The 19,089-nt window shown below is 62.3% G+C and carries 18 protein-coding genes and 2 tRNA genes; 12 read left to right on the top strand and 8 right to left on the bottom strand.

Annotated features, from left to right (window positions below; all coding sequences use genetic code 11):
- The gene (locus tag ATN37_RS18645; RefSeq protein ID WP_075833675.1) at positions 1-1,599 is read right to left on the bottom strand and encodes a glycoside hydrolase family 13 protein; all 1,599 of its coding nucleotides are present in this window, start codon (positions 1,597-1,599) and stop codon (positions 1-3) included.
- 170 nt (positions 1,600-1,769) lie between these two features.
- On the opposite strand from ATN37_RS18645, the gene ATN37_RS18650 reads away from it, so the two are divergent.
- A complete protein-coding gene (locus ATN37_RS18650) occupies positions 1,770-2,198 on the top strand; it encodes a cupin domain-containing protein (protein WP_223304541.1) in 429 nt (142 codons plus the stop codon).
- A gap of 4 nt (positions 2,199-2,202) precedes the next feature.
- Here the strand turns inward: ATN37_RS18650 and ATN37_RS18655 are convergent, their stop codons facing one another.
- The gene (locus ATN37_RS18655) at positions 2,203-2,610 is read right to left on the bottom strand and encodes a globin (protein WP_003944464.1); all 408 of its coding nucleotides are present in this window, start codon (positions 2,608-2,610) and stop codon (positions 2,203-2,205) included.
- Between the two features lie 182 nt (positions 2,611-2,792).
- Here ATN37_RS18655 and ATN37_RS18660 point away from each other — a divergent pair, with 182 nt between their 5' ends.
- The 3 genes from ATN37_RS18660 (at position 2,793) to ATN37_RS18670 (ending at position 4,339) form a co-directional block, all read left to right on the top strand.
- Positions 2,793-3,491 carry an HNH endonuclease gene (locus ATN37_RS18660; protein ID WP_172403517.1) on the top strand — a complete coding sequence of 233 codons (699 nt, stop codon included), beginning with the start codon at positions 2,793-2,795 and terminating at the stop codon, positions 3,489-3,491.
- 118 nt (positions 3,492-3,609) lie between these two features.
- Positions 3,610-3,873 (top strand): hypothetical protein, encoded by a 264-nt coding sequence (locus ATN37_RS18665; protein WP_007730943.1) that lies wholly within the window; start codon positions 3,610-3,612, stop codon positions 3,871-3,873.
- Positions 3,860-4,339, top strand: coding sequence for a DUF5130 domain-containing protein (locus tag ATN37_RS18670; RefSeq protein ID WP_003944512.1), 480 nt, complete (start codon positions 3,860-3,862; stop codon positions 4,337-4,339). Before ATN37_RS18665 ends, ATN37_RS18670 begins: the two co-directional genes overlap by 14 nt.
- Positions 4,340-4,410: 71 nt before the next feature.
- Here the strand turns inward: ATN37_RS18670 and pepN are convergent, their stop codons facing one another.
- Both pepN and ATN37_RS18680 read right to left on the bottom strand, forming a co-directional pair.
- Positions 4,411-6,990, bottom strand: a complete 2,580-nt coding sequence (gene pepN, locus ATN37_RS18675) for an aminopeptidase N (protein WP_218695488.1) — start codon at positions 6,988-6,990, stop codon at positions 4,411-4,413.
- A 65-nt stretch (positions 6,991-7,055) separates the two neighbouring features.
- On the bottom strand, positions 7,056-8,291 hold the full coding sequence (locus ATN37_RS18680) for an NAD(P)/FAD-dependent oxidoreductase (protein ID WP_058039388.1): 1,236 nt from the start codon (positions 8,289-8,291) through the stop codon (positions 7,056-7,058).
- A gap of 166 nt (positions 8,292-8,457) precedes the next feature.
- Here ATN37_RS18680 and ATN37_RS18685 point away from each other — a divergent pair, with 166 nt between their 5' ends.
- Positions 8,458-9,081: a DsbA family protein gene (locus ATN37_RS18685; protein ID WP_003944541.1), complete on the top strand. Its 624-nt coding sequence runs from the start codon at positions 8,458-8,460 to the stop codon at positions 9,079-9,081.
- On the opposite strand, the gene ATN37_RS18690 is transcribed toward ATN37_RS18685, so the two are convergent.
- Entirely contained in the window at positions 9,069-9,905 is an 837-nt protein-coding gene (locus ATN37_RS18690) for a M48 family metallopeptidase (protein WP_228232720.1), read from the bottom strand. The two genes, ATN37_RS18685 and ATN37_RS18690, sit on opposite strands and share 13 nt — an antisense overlap.
- 142 nt (positions 9,906-10,047) lie before the next feature.
- On the opposite strand from ATN37_RS18690, the gene ATN37_RS18695 reads away from it, so the two are divergent.
- Entirely contained in the window at positions 10,048-10,521 is a 474-nt protein-coding gene (locus ATN37_RS18695) for a ribose-5-phosphate isomerase (protein WP_003944571.1), read from the top strand.
- A gap of 15 nt (positions 10,522-10,536) precedes the next feature.
- The gene (locus ATN37_RS18700) at positions 10,537-11,334 is read left to right on the top strand and encodes an Fpg/Nei family DNA glycosylase (protein WP_058039389.1); all 798 of its coding nucleotides are present in this window, start codon (positions 10,537-10,539) and stop codon (positions 11,332-11,334) included.
- Here the strand turns inward: ATN37_RS18700 and ATN37_RS18705 are convergent.
- Together ATN37_RS18705 and ATN37_RS18710 are read right to left on the bottom strand one after the other, a co-directional pair.
- On the bottom strand, positions 11,331-12,107 hold the full coding sequence (locus tag ATN37_RS18705; RefSeq protein ID WP_218695502.1) for a DUF1542 domain-containing protein: 777 nt from the start codon (positions 12,105-12,107) through the stop codon (positions 11,331-11,333). The two genes, ATN37_RS18700 and ATN37_RS18705, sit on opposite strands and share 4 nt — an antisense overlap.
- A gap of 192 nt (positions 12,108-12,299) precedes the next feature.
- A tRNA-Gly gene (locus ATN37_RS18710) sits at positions 12,300-12,373 on the bottom strand.
- Between the two features lie 408 nt (positions 12,374-12,781).
- Here ATN37_RS18710 and ATN37_RS18715 point away from each other — a divergent pair.
- From ATN37_RS18715 to clpX, 5 genes are all read left to right on the top strand, one after another.
- A tRNA-Pro gene (locus ATN37_RS18715) sits at positions 12,782-12,855 on the top strand.
- A 115-nt stretch (positions 12,856-12,970) separates the two neighbouring features.
- Positions 12,971-14,344: a trigger factor gene (tig, locus tag ATN37_RS18720; protein WP_007730958.1), complete on the top strand. Its 1,374-nt coding sequence runs from the start codon at positions 12,971-12,973 to the stop codon at positions 14,342-14,344.
- Between the two features lie 216 nt (positions 14,345-14,560).
- Positions 14,561-15,148, top strand: coding sequence for an ATP-dependent Clp protease proteolytic subunit (locus tag ATN37_RS18725; protein ID WP_007730960.1), 588 nt, complete (start codon positions 14,561-14,563; stop codon positions 15,146-15,148).
- A gap of 48 nt (positions 15,149-15,196) precedes the next feature.
- A complete protein-coding gene (locus ATN37_RS18730) occupies positions 15,197-15,859 on the top strand; it encodes an ATP-dependent Clp protease proteolytic subunit (RefSeq protein WP_003944539.1) in 663 nt (220 codons plus the stop codon).
- Positions 15,860-16,191: 332 nt separating this feature from the next.
- Positions 16,192-17,472 (top strand): ATP-dependent Clp protease ATP-binding subunit ClpX, encoded by a 1,281-nt coding sequence (gene clpX / locus ATN37_RS18735; protein WP_003944582.1) that lies wholly within the window; start codon positions 16,192-16,194, stop codon positions 17,470-17,472.
- A gap of 101 nt (positions 17,473-17,573) precedes the next feature.
- On the opposite strand, the gene ATN37_RS18740 is transcribed toward clpX, so the two are convergent.
- Positions 17,574-18,911: an MFS transporter gene (locus ATN37_RS18740; RefSeq protein ID WP_206029568.1), complete on the bottom strand. Its 1,338-nt coding sequence runs from the start codon at positions 18,909-18,911 to the stop codon at positions 17,574-17,576.
- Positions 18,912-19,089 lie beyond the last annotated feature (178 nt).

The following is a 19,089-nucleotide window of genomic DNA, read 5'->3' on the forward strand; positions in this document are numbered from 1 at the left end:
TCAGATCAGCCACGCCGCAGCGTTGACGGGTAGTTGACCGTCGACGAGTGGCGCGCTGCTCAACAGCAGCTGCCCGTTCGGCAGTGCGATCGGCACCTCCGTGGTGTTGAGAGCACAGATCAGACCACCGCGTCGACGGAAAGCGAGGCAGCCGGGGGGACTGCCGTACCAATCGATGTCGGCGCCGGAGAACTCCGGCCTGGCGCTACGGAGTTCGAGGGCGGCGCGATAAAGCGAGAGCATCGAGTCGACGTCCTCGATCTGCGCCTCCACCGTGAGTGTCGACCACTCGCGTGGCATCGGCAACCAGGTGCTCGCACCGGTGGTGAATCCGAACGGGGGTTCGCTTCCTTCCCACGGAAGGGGCACTCGGCAGCCGTCGCGTCCTCGCTCGGCATGTCCGGATCGTTCCCAGACCGGGTCCTGTAGTGCCTCGTCGGGCAGGTCGACGTTCGGCAGGCCGAGTTCGGCTCCGTTGTAGATGAAGCTCGCGCCCGGAAGCGCCAGTTCGACGAGGATCATCGCCCGTGCGCGTTGGGTTCCGATCTCACCCCCGCCGTAGCGCGTGACTTCACGTTCGACGTCGTGATTCGACAGCGTCCACGTGGGCACACCCCCGACCTCGGCGACGGCCGCAAGAGAGTTCTCCACGGCCTCCCGGACGGACTCGGCGGAGAATTCGGTTTCTGCAAGTCGGAAGTTGAATCCGAGATGCAGTTCGTCTGGCCGGATGTATTCGCCGAACTTCTGGTTGTCCTTCACCCAGATCTCGCCGACGGTCATCGCCTCCGGGAACTCGTCCATGACCTTGCGGATGCCGCGGTGGATTTCGTGAACTGCCGGGTTGTTGAACCGCGGGTCGTCGTCGGAATTGCGCATGAGCTCGTTGAGCTCCCAGTCGTGGTCCGGCAAACCGTCGGGCTTGGCCATTCCGTGGGCCACGTCGATGCGGAATCCGTCGATTCCGCGCTCGAGCCAGAAGCGCAGAGTCTTGGCGAGGTCGTCGAAGACCTCGGGGTTGTCCCAGTTCAGGTCGGGCTGTTCCTTGGCGAAGATGTGCAGGTACCACTGGCCGGGTGTTCCGTCGGCTTCGGTGACACGGGTCCACGCCGGGCCGCCGAAGATGCTCGGCCAGTTGTTCGGCGGTTCGTTGCCGTTCTCACCTTTGCCGTCTCGGAAGATGTAACGGGATCGCTCCGCCGAATCGGGCGCCGACGCCAGGGCTGCCTTGAACCACTCGTGCTGATCACTCGTGTGGTTCGGGACCAGGTCCATCGTGACCTTGATTCCGCGTTCGTGGGCCGACGTGATCAGCGAATCCATCGTCGCCAGATCGCCGAACAGGGGATCGATGTCGCGAGGATCCGAGACGTCGTAGCCGTGGTCTGCCATCGGTGACTTCATCACCGGGCTCAACCAGATTGCATCGATGCCGAGCAGTTCGAGGTAGCCGAGTTTCTCCTCGACTCCGCCGAGGTCGCCGATACCGTCGCTGCCCGAATCGGCAAAAGAACGCGGATAGATCTGATAGAAGACCGCCTCGTTCCACCACGGGGCTTCGGGCCGGCTTACAGAGGACGAATCCGCGGGGGTGCTCACAGCAGTTCATAGTGCCAAACGTCTGGCACTCTCACGACTTGGACACGGCAAAAGCGTGACTCTTTACCTAGCCTTGGTGTACTTTGCATTCACGCGGTGACACCATGTGGCAACTTTGGTGTTACTGCCGGGGGAGAAGTATTCGGGAATTCAACCAAGGGGGCTTGGCCTTGACTTTGTCGGCAATCGAAGCGGTCAGTTTGGATCATGTACTGCTCGAAGATGATCCCATCAACCGCGACTGGATAATCTTCGGCACACCGGTTGCACGGTCGGCGCAATGGTCGGCGAGTAAAGACGGGACCACGACTACACACGTCTGGGATTGCACGAAGGGGCGCTTCCGCTGGTACTTCCACGCGGACGAAATCGTGCACATCATCGAAGGGTCGGTCACCGTTCAGGCCGACGGAATCGCCGAGCGAACCCTGAGTGTCGGCGATGCCGCACTCTTCCGTGCGGGCAGTTGGTCGGAGTGGGAGGTCGAAGAGTACGTGCGCAAGCATGCAATCTTGAGTTCGCCCCTGCATCCCACGGTGTCGTTCGGGGTACGAGCAGTCCGCCGGGTCGCGCGCGTGGTCAGGCCGAAGGCTAGGTAGACGGTCAGATAGCGGAGTTCACCATGGACGCGGCAGCCATCTCCATGTAGTCGATCAACTGCTTGCGGTGCACCGGGCTCAGAGTCTTCTCGTCGATGGACGCGATGGCGACGTGCATGCACCGCAGCCACGCATCACGCTCGATCGGGCCGATCACGAATGGATTGTGGCGCATCCGCAGACGCGGGTGTCCACGCTCCTCCGAGTACGTGTGCGGTCCGCCCCAGTACTGCTCGAGGAACATCCGCATCCGCCGCTCGGCCGGGCCGAGATCGGCCTCGGGGTAGAGCGGGCGCACAACCTCGTCCTTCGCGACCTCTTCGTAAAATCGCGCGGTGAGCTTGTGAAACGTCTCGGCTCCGCCGACGGCGTCGTAGAAGGTCTGCTGCACGTCGTGCTGTACGTCATTCATGGCAAGTTCCATTGTGCCTGACGGCCGTAGTGGTCGGTTTCCGGGTCGACGACGGTTGTATCGAGTCGGAGTGCGTACCCATTCACCGGAAATTCACCGGCCGTCCTGGCAATTTTGTTCGAAATGGGAGTGCGTAACGCGATCATCCGTGGTCAACTTGGGGGCAGTCTCCCGGAGGTCGTATGAAGAACCGACATGCTGCACGCAATCACCGACAACTCCAGCCCACTAGCGCGCGGAACGACCACGCGTTAGGGGCTGTTCTGGAAGTTGTTCCTGACGGGTTCGCGCACACTACCGACCCACTCTTTTCCGACGAGCATTCTCACCTCGAGATGTTCCCTCCCGATCGCGTCGTCCCCGAGTGGGTGAAACGTCGGGTGCTACTGCTCAACGTCACGTACGAACCGCTGACCGCCCTTCCTGCCAGGCGCGCGGTCGTACTGATGGCCTGCGGCAAGGCCGATACCGTCCACGAGGACGAACAGGGCCCGGTAGTCCATTCCGCGGACTGGTCGGTGCAGGTTCCCTCGGTCATTCGATTGCGCACCTACGTGCGCGTTCCATATCGCGCCCGCATCCCCATGACTCGTGCCGCGCTGATGCATCGTGACCACTTCCGATGTGCGTACTGCGGAGCCAAAGCCGAAACCATCGACCACGTCGTTCCTCGCAGCAGAGGTGGCGGGCATTCGTGGGAGAACTGCGTCGCGTGCTGTGCCCCCTGCAATCACCGCAAGGCAGACAAGATGCTCAGCGAACTCGGATGGACCCTCCGTGCGGAATTGGTCCCGCCGTCCGGACCTCACTGGCGTCTGCTCGCGGCGACCAAGGAATTGCATCCGGCGTGGATGCCGTATCTCGGCGTGGGCGCAGCCTGAGCAATGTGTCGGCGTGGGCGCAGCCTGAATTGAGTTCTAGCGTCACCGAAACGAAATTGCCCGAGAATTTGTGGCCCTGACGCTTTCCTTCCTGGCGTTCTGGGCTACGTTATCTGGTGTGAGCATTCTCGAGGTAGTACTGATATACGTTGGGATTCCGGCCTTGATCACCGCGTTCTTCGCGGCTGCGTCCTTCCTCGGGAAGAAGACGCCGGGACCGGTTCCGCCGGCGTTCCATCTCGGTGAGTCGTGGGATCACGCTCCCGTGCTGTGGAGTGCTGTCGACGAGGTCACCGTTCGCGGTGGCCATCACGGCAGTGCACACGCAATCGAAGCCGGTTCGGCTGATCTGATCGGAGGGTCCGCAAGTGGCAAGTGGTGATCATTCGACCGCGCTCGCAGTAGCGCCCGAGGACCTGCCCGTCGGCAGCGTCGTCACGTCCAGTGGACGCGTATCCGGTGTGCATCGCATCGGCGAGCCGTTCACCGACGATCTTCCGTTCGAGACCATGGATCTGGTCGCGCTCGACGTCGCGATGACCGAAGCGACGCGGGCCACCAAGGTGCGGTTCAACGCGTACGTCGGTGATCTCGGTTCTGATCCGGCAGCGGGTGCCGACGCATTGTTCCCGACCACGCCCGAAGCCGAGCGTTCCGTCCTGATCGCCGTTTCGCCCAACCAGCGCACCGTCGAGGTTCGCAGCGGTCGGGCAATCGCCGATCGGGTCACCGATCGTGTTACCCAGCTCGGAGCAACGGCAGCTGTTGCATCCTTCAGTGAAGGCAATCTGATCGACGGACTGATCAGCGCTATCCGCGTTATGGCAGCCGCGATTTCAGCGCCGTAACTGTTTGTCAGACACAGGCCGGTGCCCGCGTCGATTCGTGAGAATCGACGCGGGCACCGGCCTTTCGCATGTCAGCTCGCGTCGAACTTTCGTGCTGCGAGTGAACGAACCACGCCGGCCTGGCCTTCGACGACCAGGCGACGCAACGCGGGAGGGATGTCGCCTTCGAGGAACCGGTCTGCTGCCGCTACGGATTCGTCCGAGATCGACCACGACGGGTAGAGCCCGATGACGACGGTCTGTGCCACTTCGCTCGAGCGTCGTTCCCACACCGCCGCGATATCGGCGAAGTAGCGGGAGACGAAGGGCTCGAGCAATTCGTCCTGGCCTTCGCGAGCGAACCCGCCGATGATCGATCGCGCGGTGATGTTGGGCACGGAGTCGTCGCCGACGACCTTCGCCCAGACCTCTTCCTTGACAGCGGCCTGCGGACGTCCGGCCGCGGCCGCCGCGGCTTGACGAGCGCCCGCAGCGGTCGGGTCACGCTGAGCTTCGGCGTCGATGAACGGAGTTGTGGTTCCTTCGGCGTCGATCTCACCGGCGGCCGCGAGTGCCCCGACGATGCGCCAGCGCAGGTCCGTGTCGACGATCAGGCCGTCGAGCCCAACGGTGGAGGGATCGGCGTCGAGCAATTCGCGCAGTACCTCGGTGTGCCACGGGGAGAGTGCTGCGCCGGTGAGTGCGTTGACGAATGCCAGCTGGTGGTCGGACCCGGCCTCTGCCTCACGTGCGAGTTCGAGCAACCGATTGGCGAAGCTCGCCGCGCCTTCGGCCTCGGCCCAGGCCGGATCTGCGTAGGAGCCGATGGCGGTTTGGGCTTGGAGCAAGAGACGTTGCACCACACCGACTTCGGTCTCCGAACTGATGCCGCGCTCGACCAGCGCGACGAAGTCGCGTGCCTTCAGTTCGGCTTGACGGGTCATTTCCCACGCCGCCGACCAGACCAGGGTGCGGGGGAGTGAGTCGGTGATGTCGCCGACCCGCTCGATCGCCGTCGCCAACGATTCGGGATCGAGTCGCACGGAGCCGTAGGTGAGATCGTCGTCGTTGACCAACACGAGTGCACCGCGGGCGACGCCGACAAGTTCGGGGACATCCGTGCTTTCCGCGGCATCGAGGTCGAGTTCGACGCGATGGCTTCGTACCAACTTGCCGTCGAGGTCGTCGTAGATGCCGATGGCGATCCGGTGGATTCGCCGCTCGCCGGCGCCTGGTGCAGCACCGTCCTGCAGGACGGCGAAGCGGGTGAACTTTCCGTCTGCGTCGACATCGAAGTCGGGGCGCAGGATGTTCAAACCGGTGGTCTTGAGCCACTGCCGACCCCAGTCGGAAAGGTCACGGCCCGAGGACTTTTCGAGTGAGCCCAGCAGATCGTCGAAGGTTGCGTTTCCGAATGCGTGCTCACGGAAGTACTCACGCAGTCCGGCGAGGAACGGCTCGAGTCCGACGTATGCCACCAACTGCTTGAGGACGCTGGCGCCCTTCGCGTACGTGATGCCGTCGAAGTTCACCTCGACGGCGGCCAGGTCCGGAATGTCCGCGGCAATCGGGTGCGTCGACGGCAACTGGTCCTGGCGGTACGCCCACGACTTCTCGACGTTGGCGAACGTCGTCCAGGCGTTCGTGTACTCCGTGGCCTCGGTCTGGCACAGGACCGAAGCGAAGGTCGCGAACGACTCGTTGAGCCACAGGTCGTCCCACCACGCCATCGTGACGAGGTCGCCGAACCACATGTGCGCCATTTCGTGCAGGACCGTTTCGGCACGACGTTCGTACGAGTAGCGGGTCACCTTGGAACGGAAGACGTAGTCCTCGAGGAATGTCACGGCGCCGGCATTCTCCATCGCGCCCGCATTGAATTCGGGGACGAAGAGCTGGTCGTACTTGCCGAAAGCATAGGGAACACCGAAGTTGCGGTGGTAGAAGTCGAATCCCTGCTTGGTCTCGGTGAACAGTCGCTCCTCGTCCATGAACTCGGCCAGCGAAGCGCGGCAGAAGATTCCGAGCGGGATGTCGCCGTGCTCGTCGGAGTAGTTGTCGGTCCACTGCGCGTAGGGACCGGCGATGAGTGCCACCAGGTACGTGCTCATCTTCGGGGTGGTCCGGAAAACGTGCTTGCCGGGATCGGCGGCAAGGGTCTCGACGACCGCGGAGTTGGAGATGACCTTCCACGACGTGGGAGCGGTGACGCGGACGTCGAACGTGGCCTTGAGATCAGGCTGATCGAAGCACGCGAACATGCGCTTGGCGTCGGCCGTCTCGAACTGTGAATAGAGGTAGACGGAGTCATCGGTCGGGTCGACGAATCGGTGCAGTCCCTCGCCGGTGTGGGAGTAGATGCAATCGGCCTCGATGACCAACTCGTTGTCGGTAGCGAGATCAGGCAGGCTGATGCCCGTCGACTCGTCGTAGCCGGAGACGTCGAGCGCGGTGCCGTTGAGGACCGCGGAATGGACTCTGGCCGCGACGATGTCGATGAAGCTGCTTGCTCCGGCCGTGGCGGTGAACGTGACGGTGGTCTTCGAGGAGAACGTCTCCTCGCCGGGTGCGTCTTTGCCGTCGGTGAGATCGAGTTCGATCAGGTAGTTCTCGACGGTCAGGATTGCTGACCGTTGCGCTGCGGTTTCGCGTGTCAGGTTCGGTGCGACCACAAAGATCTCCTCGTAGATGGTGCGGATCTATTACGTCCATCCCATCACGAAGAGAACGACTTCACTCAAGCGGACACTTCTGCCAGCGGAATCTCCGGATCGGCCAACCGCTCCGGATCGACGGGACGCGAAGACGCGACCAATTCCTTGATGGCGTCACCGGCATCCCAGATGTTCACGTTCATGCCGGCGAGCACCTTGTTCGCGGAATCGAGCCAGAATGCCAGGAACTCGCGCTTGTCGACGTCGCCGCGAGTGACGACACGGGAGTAGCCGCCGTGCGGTGCGTGACCTACGTATTCCATTCCGAGGTCGTACTGATCGGTGAAGAAATACGGCATGCGGACGTACTCGGCGGGCCGTCCCAACATGGTCTCTGCGGCCGTCTCGGGTTGGTTGAGTGCGTTTGCCCAGTGCTCCACCCGAATTCGTGCATTCAGAATCGGATGCTGTGCGGCCGCGATGTCACCCACTGCGACCACGTCGGGGTCGCTGCTCTGCAGACCGGCGTCGACGAGAACCCCGTTCTCGACGTCGATACCCGCCTCCGATGCCAACTCGGTGTTCGGCAATGCGCCGACAGCGATCAACACGGCGTCGGCCGGAATCACGGTTCCATCACTCAAAGTGACACCCGAGGCGTGACCGCCGTCGACAGAGATTGCGGTGACGTCCGTGCCGGTGCGTAAGTCCACCCCGTTCTGGCGGTGCAGCGCGGCGAAGACCTCACCCATTTCCGGGCCGAGGGTCGATTCGAGCGGAAGGCCGGCATGTTCGAGCACGGTGACCTCGACGTCGAAACCGCGAGCCGACGCGGCAATTTCGAGGCCGATCCAGCCGGCACCGACCACGACGAGCTTCTTGTCGGCGGCCAGGGTGCGCAGCAGCGCGGCGGCCTGATCGACTGTTCGCACGTAGTGAACACCCTCGGCGTCGGACCCCGGGATGTCGAGGCGCCGCGACCGCGAACCGGTGGCCAAGGCGAGCTTGTCGTACCTGATCGTGGAACCGTCCGGAAGTGACACGGTGTGCGCAGCGGGGTCGATGGCCGTTGCCGTCGTTCCCGGGCGAAGATCGACGCGATGGTCGCGAAACCACTCGCCGTCGTGGACGGTGAATTCGGGGAGTGTCTTCTTGCCTGCGAAGAACTCTTTCGACAGCGGCGGACGCTCGTACGGGAGGTGGTCTTCTTCACTCAATACGGTGATCTCACCGTCGAAATCTCTGTCACGCAGGGCTTCTGCGATCTTTGCGCCCGCGAGCCCGCCGCCGACGATCACGAATCTCCGGTTGGTGCTCATTACTGAACCACTCCTTCGTACTCGTTTCTTTTCGACACTACTGCGATCGGGAGGTGGTTCGGGGGAAAGCGCGGGAAGGATTGCGGGTTCATGATTGTTGGCAGAACGGGAGTATGTCCCCGAACTGATATGACCTGACCGACATGAACTGATAGGGAGTTTCTTCGTGAGCGCAACCTCGAGCAAGACCACGGACACTGCTGACTTCTGGTTCGATCCGCTCTGCCCGTGGTGCTGGATCACCTCACGCTGGATTCTCGAGGCCCAGCAGGTACGCGACATCGAGGCCAAGTTCCACGTGATGAGCCTTGCGGTTCTCAACGAGGGCCGTGACCTTCCCGACGAGTACCGGGAGATGATGACCAAGGCCTGGGGCCCGGTCCGTGTCGCCATCGCTGCAGCGCAGCTGAAGGGTGACGAGATCCTGCTGCCGCTGTACACGGCTATGGGGACGAAGATTCACAACGAGGGCAACAAGGACTTCGCCGACGTCATCAAGTCGTCCCTCGCCGAGGTCGGCCTGCCACCTGAACTGGCCGAGGCCGCCGACACCGACAAGTACGACGAGGCTCTGCGCGAGAGCCACCACAAGGGCATGGACGCCGTCGGACCCGACGTCGGAACCCCGACGATCCATGTCAACGGCGTGGCGTTCTTCGGCCCCGTGCTCTCACGCATCCCGCGCGGCGAGGACGCAGGCAAGGTGTGGGACGGCGCAGTAGCGCTGGCCGGCTACCCCCACTTCTTCGAGCTCAAGCGGACCCGCAACGAGGATCCTCAGTTCGACTGAGCGGCAGTGAGCGCCGGATTTCGGTAGAGCTGGCCCGGCCGGAAGAACAGATGCCCTGAGTGCGTGCGGTTGCGAAGCGCAGCCGCACGCCAGGTCAGCACCGGATGCGACGACAAGATGTTGACGAACCACGGGAAGAACCCGGATTCGAGTGTCGCCCGATCGGCCAGTTCGTCGAACCCGACCAGACCCACCAGATACTTTCCCGCGCCGAGGACGCCCATCGCGCCCGGTGCACCCTGCGGACGCATGTGAAAGCCGAAGTTGTCCGCCGTGTACTCCATGGAACGCGACAGCGAAGATCCGATCACCGGAATGTAGTTCGACGCGAACTGTCCCCACTGGCGCCAGTACGACGCATGCCCGGCAGCGATGTGGCCGACCTCGTGGCCGATGATGAATGCGAGCGCATCGGGCTCGCGTGCCTGCCCACCGACTTCGAACAGGTCGCTGTAGACGACGACGAAACGGCGAAATCCGTGCCCCGACGCGAACGCGTTGATCCGTCCGTTCCCCAGCACGACGTAGGCATCCGGCGGAGTTTTCATGCCGAACCGTGCCGCAGCCTCGGCAACGAGCTGATACCCCTCCGGAAACTGTGAAGGCGTCATCTTGATTCCGTTGACCTGTTGCGATCCGTACAGCTGACCTCGCGCAAGGAACAGCAGGATCGGAGCCGCGAGCACCACGAGGATCCACGTCGACAGATCACCCGCAGCGATCAGAACGATCGCCACCACATAAGTGACGACCGTCGTCAGCACCGCGAGCACGAGTAGCGGGATTTCCCACGGGTGGCGAACGGCGTCACTGCCCGGTGACATACGAAGGGCGGGTGCAGCGGCCTGGCCGTTGACGGGGTACATGGGCACCACGATAGGTGTGCTCGCGCGGCGATGCGTGTTCCTGAAAGTGTGACGTCGACCCGGGTGCGCCCGGCTGGTCGGGCCTGAGAGAATTGTCGCCATGCGCGTATACCTGGGTGCCGACCATGCCGGATTCGAACGTAAGAACGAGATCATCGAACACCTGAAAGCGAACGGCCACGAGGCCATCGACTGTGGTGCTCACGAGTACGACGCCGTGGACGACTACCCGGCTTTCTGCATCGAAGCCGCAAAGCGCGTCGTCGCCGACGAGGGCAGCCTGGGAATCGTCCTGGGTGGCAGTGGCAACGGCGAGCAGATCGCAGCGAACAAGGTTCCCGGCGCACGGTGCGCCCTCGCTTGGAGCGTCGAAACGGCGAAGCTGGCACGTGAGCACAACAACGCTCAGCTGATCGGCATCGGCGGACGTATGCATTCCCTCGAGGAATCGCTTGCCATCGTCGACGCTTTCCTCGCCACCGCATGGTCGGGTGAAGAGCGCCACCAGCGTCGTATCGACATCCTGTCCGAGTACGAGAAGACCGGCGTCGCACCGGCTCTGCCGCAAGCCTGATCCGAAAGTTGTTCCGTGCCTGAAGGTCATACCCTGCACCGGCTGGCACGGTTGCATGCCCGCAAGTTCGTCGGTTCACCGGTCCGCGTCCTCAGTCCGCAAGGCAGATTCGCCGAGGACGCGCGCCTGGTGGACGGACACGTACTCACGTCCTCGGATGCCTGGGGAAAGCACCTCTGGCACACGTACGACAACGGTCTGACAGTTCACGTACACCTCGGGTTGTACGGAAAGTTCACCGACGTCACCCTGCCGATGGAAGAACCGGTAGGCCAGGTCCGGATGCGAATGGTCGGTGCCGACTTCGGCACCGACCTTCGTGGTCCCACCGCCTGCGAAGTCCTGCTACCTCCTCAGGTCGCCGCGATCGAGGCCAGACTCGGGCCGGACCCACTGCGCCGCGACGCGGATCCAGAGAAGGCCTGGTTGCGAATCTCCAAGTCCAAGACGGCAATCGGCGCCCTGCTGATGGACCAGGCGGTCCTGGCGGGTGTCGGCAACGTCTATCGCGCCGAACTTCTCTTTCGTCACGGAATCAACCCTGAACGACCGGGGAATCTCGTCTCTCACGGCGAGTGGACCGCCATGTGGGCAGACCTAGTCGAATTGATGAAAGTCGGCGTCAGACGGGGGAAGATGCACGTCGTTCGCGCCGAGCACGACAACGGAGATCCGGCGTACGCGAAGGATCGTCCGCGTACCTATGTCTACAGAAGAGCAGGATCGCCGTGCCGCGTGTGCGGCACACCGATCCTGCATTCCGTCATGAAGGCACGAAACCTGTTCTGGTGCCCGGTGTGTCAGTCGGCTTAGAAGTCGAAGCCGCCGAAGTCCCCGCCGCCCCCGAAATCCATTCCGCCTCCGTCGCCACCAGACCAGTCGCTTCCGCCGTCAGCGGTGTAGTCCGTGTTGTCGATACTTCCTTGGTCGGCGCCGGGATCACCGGCGTCCATACCCTGATCTCCCGAGTCACCGGAGCCTGTGTCGGCGCCGGGATCGCCACCCTGGGCGAAAGCCTCTGCGCCGTAAGGAACCCCGGCCATGCCGGAGAACATGGTCGAGAACAGCATCATCGAACCCAGACCCCAGGAGCCGGCGACGAGTGCAGGCTTCCACCAGGGTTCGGAGTACCAGCCGGCCGGGACCGGGCGTCCGGCGACTCGGCCGCCGGGGTAGTAGTTGGGTGTGTGCGACGACGGATTGGGTGATGCGGCGACCTTGCGGCCCTCGAATTCGACCTCACGGTCTTCGGTGACCGAACCGGCAGCCTTCTGTCCGTCGATGGAAGGAACTTCCGGTCCCGGATCCATGCCCATCGCCACCCGTGCCGCGCGGATGTAGTAAAGCCCTTCCAGTGCAGTCTGTTTCGCGAGACGTGCTTGGACCGGCGTTGCGGCCTGATCGATCTGCGAGCCTGCGGCGTTGTACCGTTCGGCCGCGTCGGCGAGGGCTTGGCGCGACGCGTCGTCACTGCCGGTCAGGTTGTAGACCTGACCGCCGAGGCGTTCGATCGACTGCCGGGCATCGGCTTTCGCATCGTCGAGTTGTGTTGCGCTGTGGCCGGAACCGCGTTGCTGGCTTTTCATGACCAGGAATACGACTACGGCCAGAACGACGAGTATGAGAAGAATCGTGGTCACGTGGCCTCCCGAGCAGAATCGATCCGGACAACTCCAGGATACGGACCGCAGGGGAGTGGTCTGAGTGGACAAAGTCGGAATACAAAAAATCCGCACCGGCTGGGCCGATGCGGATCTTTTGGGGAGTTTCCCTCCTGATGGAGGGGATGACGGGAATCGAACCCGCGTGATCAGTTTGGAAGACTGAGGCTCTACCATTGAGCTACATCCCCGTGCATACGACAACTCGGGATCGCCGTGTTCGTCGTCTGCGATACGAAACTGTACCCAATGCCCCACCGGATTTCATAATCGGGGGGTCGGAGAAGTTCGAGACCGTCGTTCACCTGGGGAATTGGCGAATTGCTCGGCGAGTCGGGGTGTCTCGGCCGCAGGCGCGACTTCTGATTCCGGCTCTGAATGGCAGTTGAGGCAAGGCTGTATGTGGCTGCTGTATGCGGCTGCCGTCGGATGACATACTGACGGGGTCGACAGCCGGGCCGTGTACAAATGGCGGTCGGGTTCGTGAGAGAGTAGTGAGCGCGATAGGGTTGTGCGCGGTCACCGATGGTGGCTGCCTTTGTGGCCCGCTGTCTTAGTGGCCTCGGATGGCCGTATCGTGTGTTTCATGTGATCGGAAACGGGATGTAGCGCAGCTTGGTAGCGCATCCGCTTTGGGAGCGGAGGGTCGCAGGTTCAAATCCTGTCATCCCGACAAGTACGTACATGGCACTTCACCTCCAGTAAGTCCGGGAGTGAAGTGCCGCGCCAGACAGCAGTACCGATTCAACACAAGTTGTGAGCAAGACCAGACGAAGGAGCGAAGTTTCGTGAAGAGCACCGTCGAGCAGCTCAGCCCGACGCGAGTCCGTATCAACGTTGAGGTGCCCTTCGCGGAACTCAAGTCTGATTTCGACAAGGCCTACAAGGCCCTCGCGCAGCAGATTCGTCTCCCCGGCTTCCGTCCCGGCAAGGCTCCGGCCCGCCTCCTCGAAGCGCGTGTCGGTCGTGGCGCTGTGCTCGAGCAGGTCGTCAACGACGCTCTGCCGTCGCGTTACTCCGAGGCTGTCACCAGCGCCGGCGTGAAGGCCATCGGCCAGCCCGAGATCGAGGTCACCAAGATCGAAGACGGCGAGCTCCTCGAGTTCACCGCCGAGGTCGACGTGCGCCCCGAGATCGAGCTCCCTGACTTCAGCTCCATCAACGTCGAGGTCGATCCGATCGAGATCACCGACGAAGCTATCGAAGAGCAGCTGCTTTCGCTGCGTCAGCGTTTCGGTACCCTCACCGGCGTCGACCGCGCAGTCGAGGACGGCGACTTCGTCTCCATCGATCTGTCGGCCACCGTCGACGGCGAGAACGTTGCCGAGGCAACCGCGAGCGGACTGTCGCACGAGGTCGGTTCGGGCCAGCTCATCGAGGGCCTCGACGAAGCCATCATCGGCCTCAAGGCGGGGGAGTCCAAGGACTTCACGTCGACGCTGGTCGCCGGCGAGTACGCAGGCAAGGAAGCTGTTGTCACCGTGACCGTGCAGACGGTCAAGGAGCGTGAGCTTCCGGCTGAGGACGACGAGTTCGCTCAGCTCGCCAGCGAGTTCGACACCCTGGAAGAACTGAAGGCTGACCTCCGTGAGCGCGTCGCACGCGTCCGCAAGGTCGAGCAGGCCGGTCAGATCCGCGACAAGGTTCTCGAGCAGCTGCTCGAGACCGTCGAGGTTCCGTTGCCGGAGGCTGTCGTCAAGGCTGAGGTCGACGCTGCACTGCACGACGCCGTTCACGGTCTCGATCACGACGAAGAGGCACTGAACAAGCTCCTCGAAGAACAGGGCAGCAGCCGCGAAGAGTTCGACAAGGATGCACAGGAAGCCGCTGAGCGCTCCGTCAAGACGCAGCTCTTGCTCGACTCGATTGCCGATGCGGGCAACGTCACCGTCGGTCAGGACGAGCTCACCGAGCGCATCCTGTTCCAGGCGCAGCGTTACGGCATGGCTCCTGAGCAGTTCATCCAGCAGATCCAGCAGGCCAACCAGCTCGGCGCCGTCTTCGCAGACGTCCGTCGTGGCAAGGCTCTCGCGTCCGTCGTCGAGTCGGCCGGTGTCAAGGACACCTCCGGCGCAGTTGTCGACACCGCAGAGCTGTTCGGCAGCAGTGAGGCCGAAACCGAAGCGGACGAGTCTGATTCCGCCGAGAGCGAAGACAAGTAAAAACGCAGGCGGACGGGTGTTTTCACCACGATCGACTGCACTGAGTTTTCCGCTTTGAGCGAAGTAGGGCGGCACCGGGACTCCGGTGCCGCCCTACTTCGTTACTGTCTGTGTCAGTAGAAGTGTTTCGCATAGACGATCCACCGCACAAGTAGATCCACATAGAAGGCAGGTACCGTGACTTCCAATCACCTGGAGACTTTGCAGAGTCCCGCCATGACTTCAGCGACCGCTGGGTTGAACCTCAGCGACTCGGTGTACGAGCGCTTGCTGCGAGAGCGCATCATTTTCCTCGGTACCCAGGTCGACGACGACATCGCCAACAAGCTGTGCGCACAGATCCTGCTGCTCTCGGCCGAGGACCCGACGCGAGACATCTCGCTCTACATCAACTCGCCCGGTGGATCCGTGACCGCAGGTATGGCGATCTTCGACACGATGCAGTTCGCCGAGTGCGACATCGCCACCTTCGGCATGGGCCTTGCGGCGTCGATGGGTCAGTTCCTGCTCTCGGCAGGCACCAAGGGCAAGCGCTACGCACTGCCTCACGCCCGCATCATGATGCACCAGCCGTCCGCCGGCATCGGTGGTTCCGCCAGTGACATCGCGATCATGGCCGAGCAGTTCAAGCACACCAAGCGCGAAATGGCCGAGCTGATTGCTCAGCACACCGGCCAGACGGTCGAGCAGATCACCGCGGACTCCGATCGTGACCGTTGGTTCACGGCGAAGGAAGCTCTCGAGTACGGCTTCGTCGACCACGTCGTCTCCCGTGCGAATCAGGCCGGCGGCACCGGCAACTGAGCCGGTTCGCCCATCCTTTCGCTGCCCAATTCATACTTTGGAGAACTGATGACCAATCTTTTCGGAGCTAACTCGCTGGGCGGCCAGGCGCCGTCGGGCCCCCAATCGCGTTACATCCTGCCCCAGTTCACGGAGCAGACCAGCTACGGCGTCAAGACGTCCGACCCGTACAACAAGCTGTTCGAGGAGCGCATCATCTTCCTCGGCTCGCAGGTCGACGACGTGTCCGCCAACGACCTCATGGCGCAGTTGCTGGTTCTCGAATCGCAGGATCCGGACCGCGACATCACGATGTACATCAACTCGCCCGGTGGTTCTTTCACCGCGCTGATGGCGATCTACGACACGATGCAGTACGTCCGTGCCGACATTTCCACCGTCTGCCTCGGTCAGGCTGCTTCGGCAGCTGCCGTGCTTCTGGCCGGCGGTACGCCGGGCAAGCGCTTCGCGCTCCCCAACTCGCGCATTCTGATCCACCAGCCGGCTACGGGCGGCATCCAGGGTCAGGTTTCCGATCTGGAGATCCAGGCTGCGGAGATCGAGCGTATGCGTCGGCTCATGGAGAGCACGCTGTCGCTGCACACGGGTAAGGATCCGGAGACCATCCGCGTCGACACCGATCGCGACAAGATCCTCACGGCCGAGCAGGCCAAGGAGTACGGCATCATCGACGACGTGCTGGCTTACCGGAAGCTCAGCGCACAGAAGTAGTCGATTTCCGCCTCGTGTCGAGGATCTGTTACCCGATTCCCGACACGAGGCGGACACGTCGAGAAGTGCCTGGTGGAGCGCTTGCCAGGCTGAAATCTCGACTCTTTTCTTTTTTATCCGCAGACGAAACGCCGAGAACAGGTCGACCCCGTTCGGGATCTGCGGGTACCGTCACTTCACGGGCTGGTTCTCGACCGGCGTTCTGCGATTGTTCGACCAGATTTGTTCGATCAGTTTGTCTGATCTGACAACTACCGAAGTACTGCGGAGCGTCTCGACCGATCGAGTGGCGGCGAGTGCACGTACATGATGGAAAGTAGGGACCTCACGAGATGGCACGCATCGGCGACGGCGGGGATCTGCTCAAGTGCTCTTTCTGCGGTAAGAGTCAGAAGCAGGTCAAAAAGCTCATTGCAGGACCCGGGGTGTACATCTGCGACGAGTGCATCGACCTCTGCAACGAGATCATCGAAGAGGAATTGGCCGAATCGAGCGAGGTCAAGCTCGACGAGCTTCCCAAGCCTGCGGAGATCCGAGAATTCCTCGAGAACTACGTCATCGGTCAGGACTCCGCCAAGCGGACGTTGGCCGTGGCCGTCTACAACCACTACAAGCGCATTCAGGCCGGCGACAAGGGCCGTGACGCGCGGGGTGAGACGGTTGAGCTCGCGAAATCCAACATCTTGATGCTCGGCCCCACCGGCTGTGGCAAGACGTATCTCGCTCAGACTCTCGCGAAGATGCTCAACGTCCCGTTCGCCATCGCTGACGCGACGGCGTTGACCGAGGCCGGTTACGTCGGTGAGGACGTCGAGAACATTCTGCTCAAGCTGATTCAGGCTGCCGACTACGACGTCAAGCGCGCCGAGACCGGAATCATCTACATCGACGAGGTCGACAAGATCGCCCGTAAGAGCGAGAACCCGTCGATCACGCGTGACGTGTCCGGCGAAGGTGTTCAGCAGGCGTTGCTGAAGATCCTCGAAGGTACGCAGGCAAGCGTCCCGCCGCAGGGTGGCCGTAAGCATCCGCACCAGGAATTCATTCAGATCGACACCACGAACGTGCTGTTCATCGTCGCGGGCGCTTTCGCAGGTCTCGAGCGGATCGTCTCCGATCGTGTCGGCAAGCGCGGTATCGGATTCGGTGCCGAGGTTCGGTCGAAGGCCGAACTGGATACGGTCGATCGTTTCGCCGAGGTCATGCCGGAGGATTTGATCAAGTTCGGTCTGATTCCGGAGTTCATCGGCCGACTGCCGATGATCGCGTCGGTGACCAACCTCGACAAGGAATCGCTCGTTCAGATCCTGTCGGAGCCCAAGAACGCTCTCGTCAAGCAGTATCGTCGCCTGTTCGACATGGACGGCGTAGAACTCGAGTTCACCGAAGAAGCGCTCGACGCTATCGCCGATCAGGCGATCTTGCGTGGAACCGGCGCTCGTGGCCTGCGCGCCATCATGGAAGAGGTTCTTCTTCCGGTGATGTACGACATCCCCAGCCGTGACGACGTCGAAAAGGTGGTCGTCACCGCGGAGACCGTCAACGACAACGTACTTCCGACCATCGTTCCGCGTAAGCCGGAACGTGGCGAGCGTCGCGACAAGACGGCGTAGAAAACTCAAAACGACTGTGGCCCGGTATCTCTCGCGAGATGCCGGGCCACAGTCGTTCGCGCAACACAGTCGTTCGTGCAGGGTGTCTGTGGGGTGGTCGGCTAGATCGGGTTGCCGAGCTCCTTGAGGGGGGTGCGGAAAGTCTCCTTGGCGGTGAACGCCGAGATCGCGCAGATGACGCAGGCCACCGAAGTCAGAATGGCAACGGGCATCCAGTGTGTCTTGTCGCCGCCCATGAGGGCGTTGCCGATGGCGGGGGCAAAGCCTGCGAGGGCGAAGCCGACCTGGGTGCCGATCGCAATGCCCGAGTAGCGGACCTTGGTGTTGAACATCTCGGAGTAGAACGACGGCCAGATGGCATTCGGGGCAGCGTAGAAGACGGACATCAATCCGATTGCGGCGAGGAAGATCAGGGGAACGTTGCCGCTGGCGATTGCGCCGAAGTACACGTAGATGAACACCGCGCTACCGAGGGCGCCACCGATGAACAGCGGCCTGCGACCGATCCGGTCGGAGAGCATCGCCCAGGCGGGCTGACTGAGCAGGGCTACGGCGTTGGCTGCGATGGCAACCCAGAGCATGGTCGACTTCGGAATCCCCACTTCTTCGGTGGTGGCGAAAGCGAGACCGAAGACGGAGAAGATGGTCGAGACGACGGCGATGAAAGCGCAGCAGATCACGCGAATCAGATTTGCGCTGTGGGTGCGAAGAAGATCGGCAACAGGCAATTTGGCGACGGCCTTCGACTCCTGCTGCTCGGTGAACTCTTCGGGCTCTTCGAGCTTGAGACGCATGATGTATGCCGCGACCAGAACGATCAGGCTGCCCCAGAACGGGATTCGCCAGCCCCACGTGTAGAGGATGTCGTCGGGGAGCGCGGCGATGGGCAGGAATACGAGGCTGGCGAGGATGAAGCCGGCCTGGGTGCCGTTGAGGGTCCAACTGCAGAAGAACGCGCGTCGGCCTTCGGGGGCATGTTCGAGCGTCAGTGAGCTGGCGCCACTCTGTTCGCCAGCGGCGGAGATGCCCTGAGCGATTCTCATCAAGACAAGAAGGATCGGTGCAAGAACTCCGATCGAATCTGCGCTGGGAATACATCCGATGAGGAATGTTGCTGCGCCCATCATGATGAGCGTGAGCAGCATGATCTTCTTGCGGCCGACGCGGTCACCGAAATGACCGAGGACTACAGCGCCGAGGGGACGCGCGACGTACGCGACACCGAAGGTGGCCAGCGAAAGCAGAGCCGCATGTCCGCTGTCCGGGAAGAACACCGTGGGGAAGATGAGCGCAGCGGCGGAGGCGTAGATGTAGAAGTCGTAGTACTCGAGCATGCTGCCGAGAAACGACGATGTTGCGGCGCGCTTGACCTTGGTCGTATCCGGCCTTGCCAAGGATCCCGCCTCGGGCCCGGACGGTGTAACCGTGCTAGCTGACATGCTCATCTCCTGGGTGGAAGCGTCGTGGAGGCTCTACATCCGCCGATTGTGTTCGTATAAAGAACGTCTGTGCGGAGAGCGATACAAGGAATGTAACCGACGCCACAGCAACTACACAAGATTATTAACCAAATAGTTCATAAAAATCTACTGGCGGTCACGCCGCTCGTCGAAACCG

The organism is Rhodococcus sp. MH15 (assembly GCF_019266045.1).
Taxonomy (GTDB): domain Bacteria; phylum Actinomycetota; class Actinomycetes; order Mycobacteriales; family Mycobacteriaceae; genus Rhodococcus_F; species Rhodococcus_F qingshengii.

Coding starts and splice junctions, on each gene's coding strand:
- ATN37_RS18690 (WP_228232720.1), bottom strand. CDS start 9,905: ATGTCACCGGGCAGTGACGCCGTTCGCCACCCGTGGGAAATCCCGCTA.
- ATN37_RS18695 (WP_003944571.1), top strand. CDS start 10,048: ATGCGCGTATACCTGGGTGCCGACCATGCCGGATTCGAACGTAAGAAC.
- ATN37_RS18660 (WP_172403517.1), top strand. CDS start 2,793: ATGAAGAACCGACATGCTGCACGCAATCACCGACAACTCCAGCCCACT.
- ATN37_RS18725 (WP_007730960.1), top strand. CDS start 14,561: ATGACTTCAGCGACCGCTGGGTTGAACCTCAGCGACTCGGTGTACGAG.
- ATN37_RS18680 (WP_058039388.1), bottom strand. CDS start 8,291: ATGAGCACCAACCGGAGATTCGTGATCGTCGGCGGCGGGCTCGCGGGC.
- ATN37_RS18730 (WP_003944539.1), top strand. CDS start 15,197: ATGACCAATCTTTTCGGAGCTAACTCGCTGGGCGGCCAGGCGCCGTCG.
- ATN37_RS18655 (WP_003944464.1), bottom strand. CDS start 2,610: ATGAATGACGTACAGCACGACGTGCAGCAGACCTTCTACGACGCCGTC.
- ATN37_RS18705 (WP_218695502.1), bottom strand. CDS start 12,107: ATGAAAAGCCAGCAACGCGGTTCCGGCCACAGCGCAACACAACTCGAC.
- ATN37_RS18740 (WP_206029568.1), bottom strand. CDS start 18,911: ATGTCAGCTAGCACGGTTACACCGTCCGGGCCCGAGGCGGGATCCTTG.
- clpX (WP_003944582.1), top strand. CDS start 16,192: ATGGCACGCATCGGCGACGGCGGGGATCTGCTCAAGTGCTCTTTCTGC.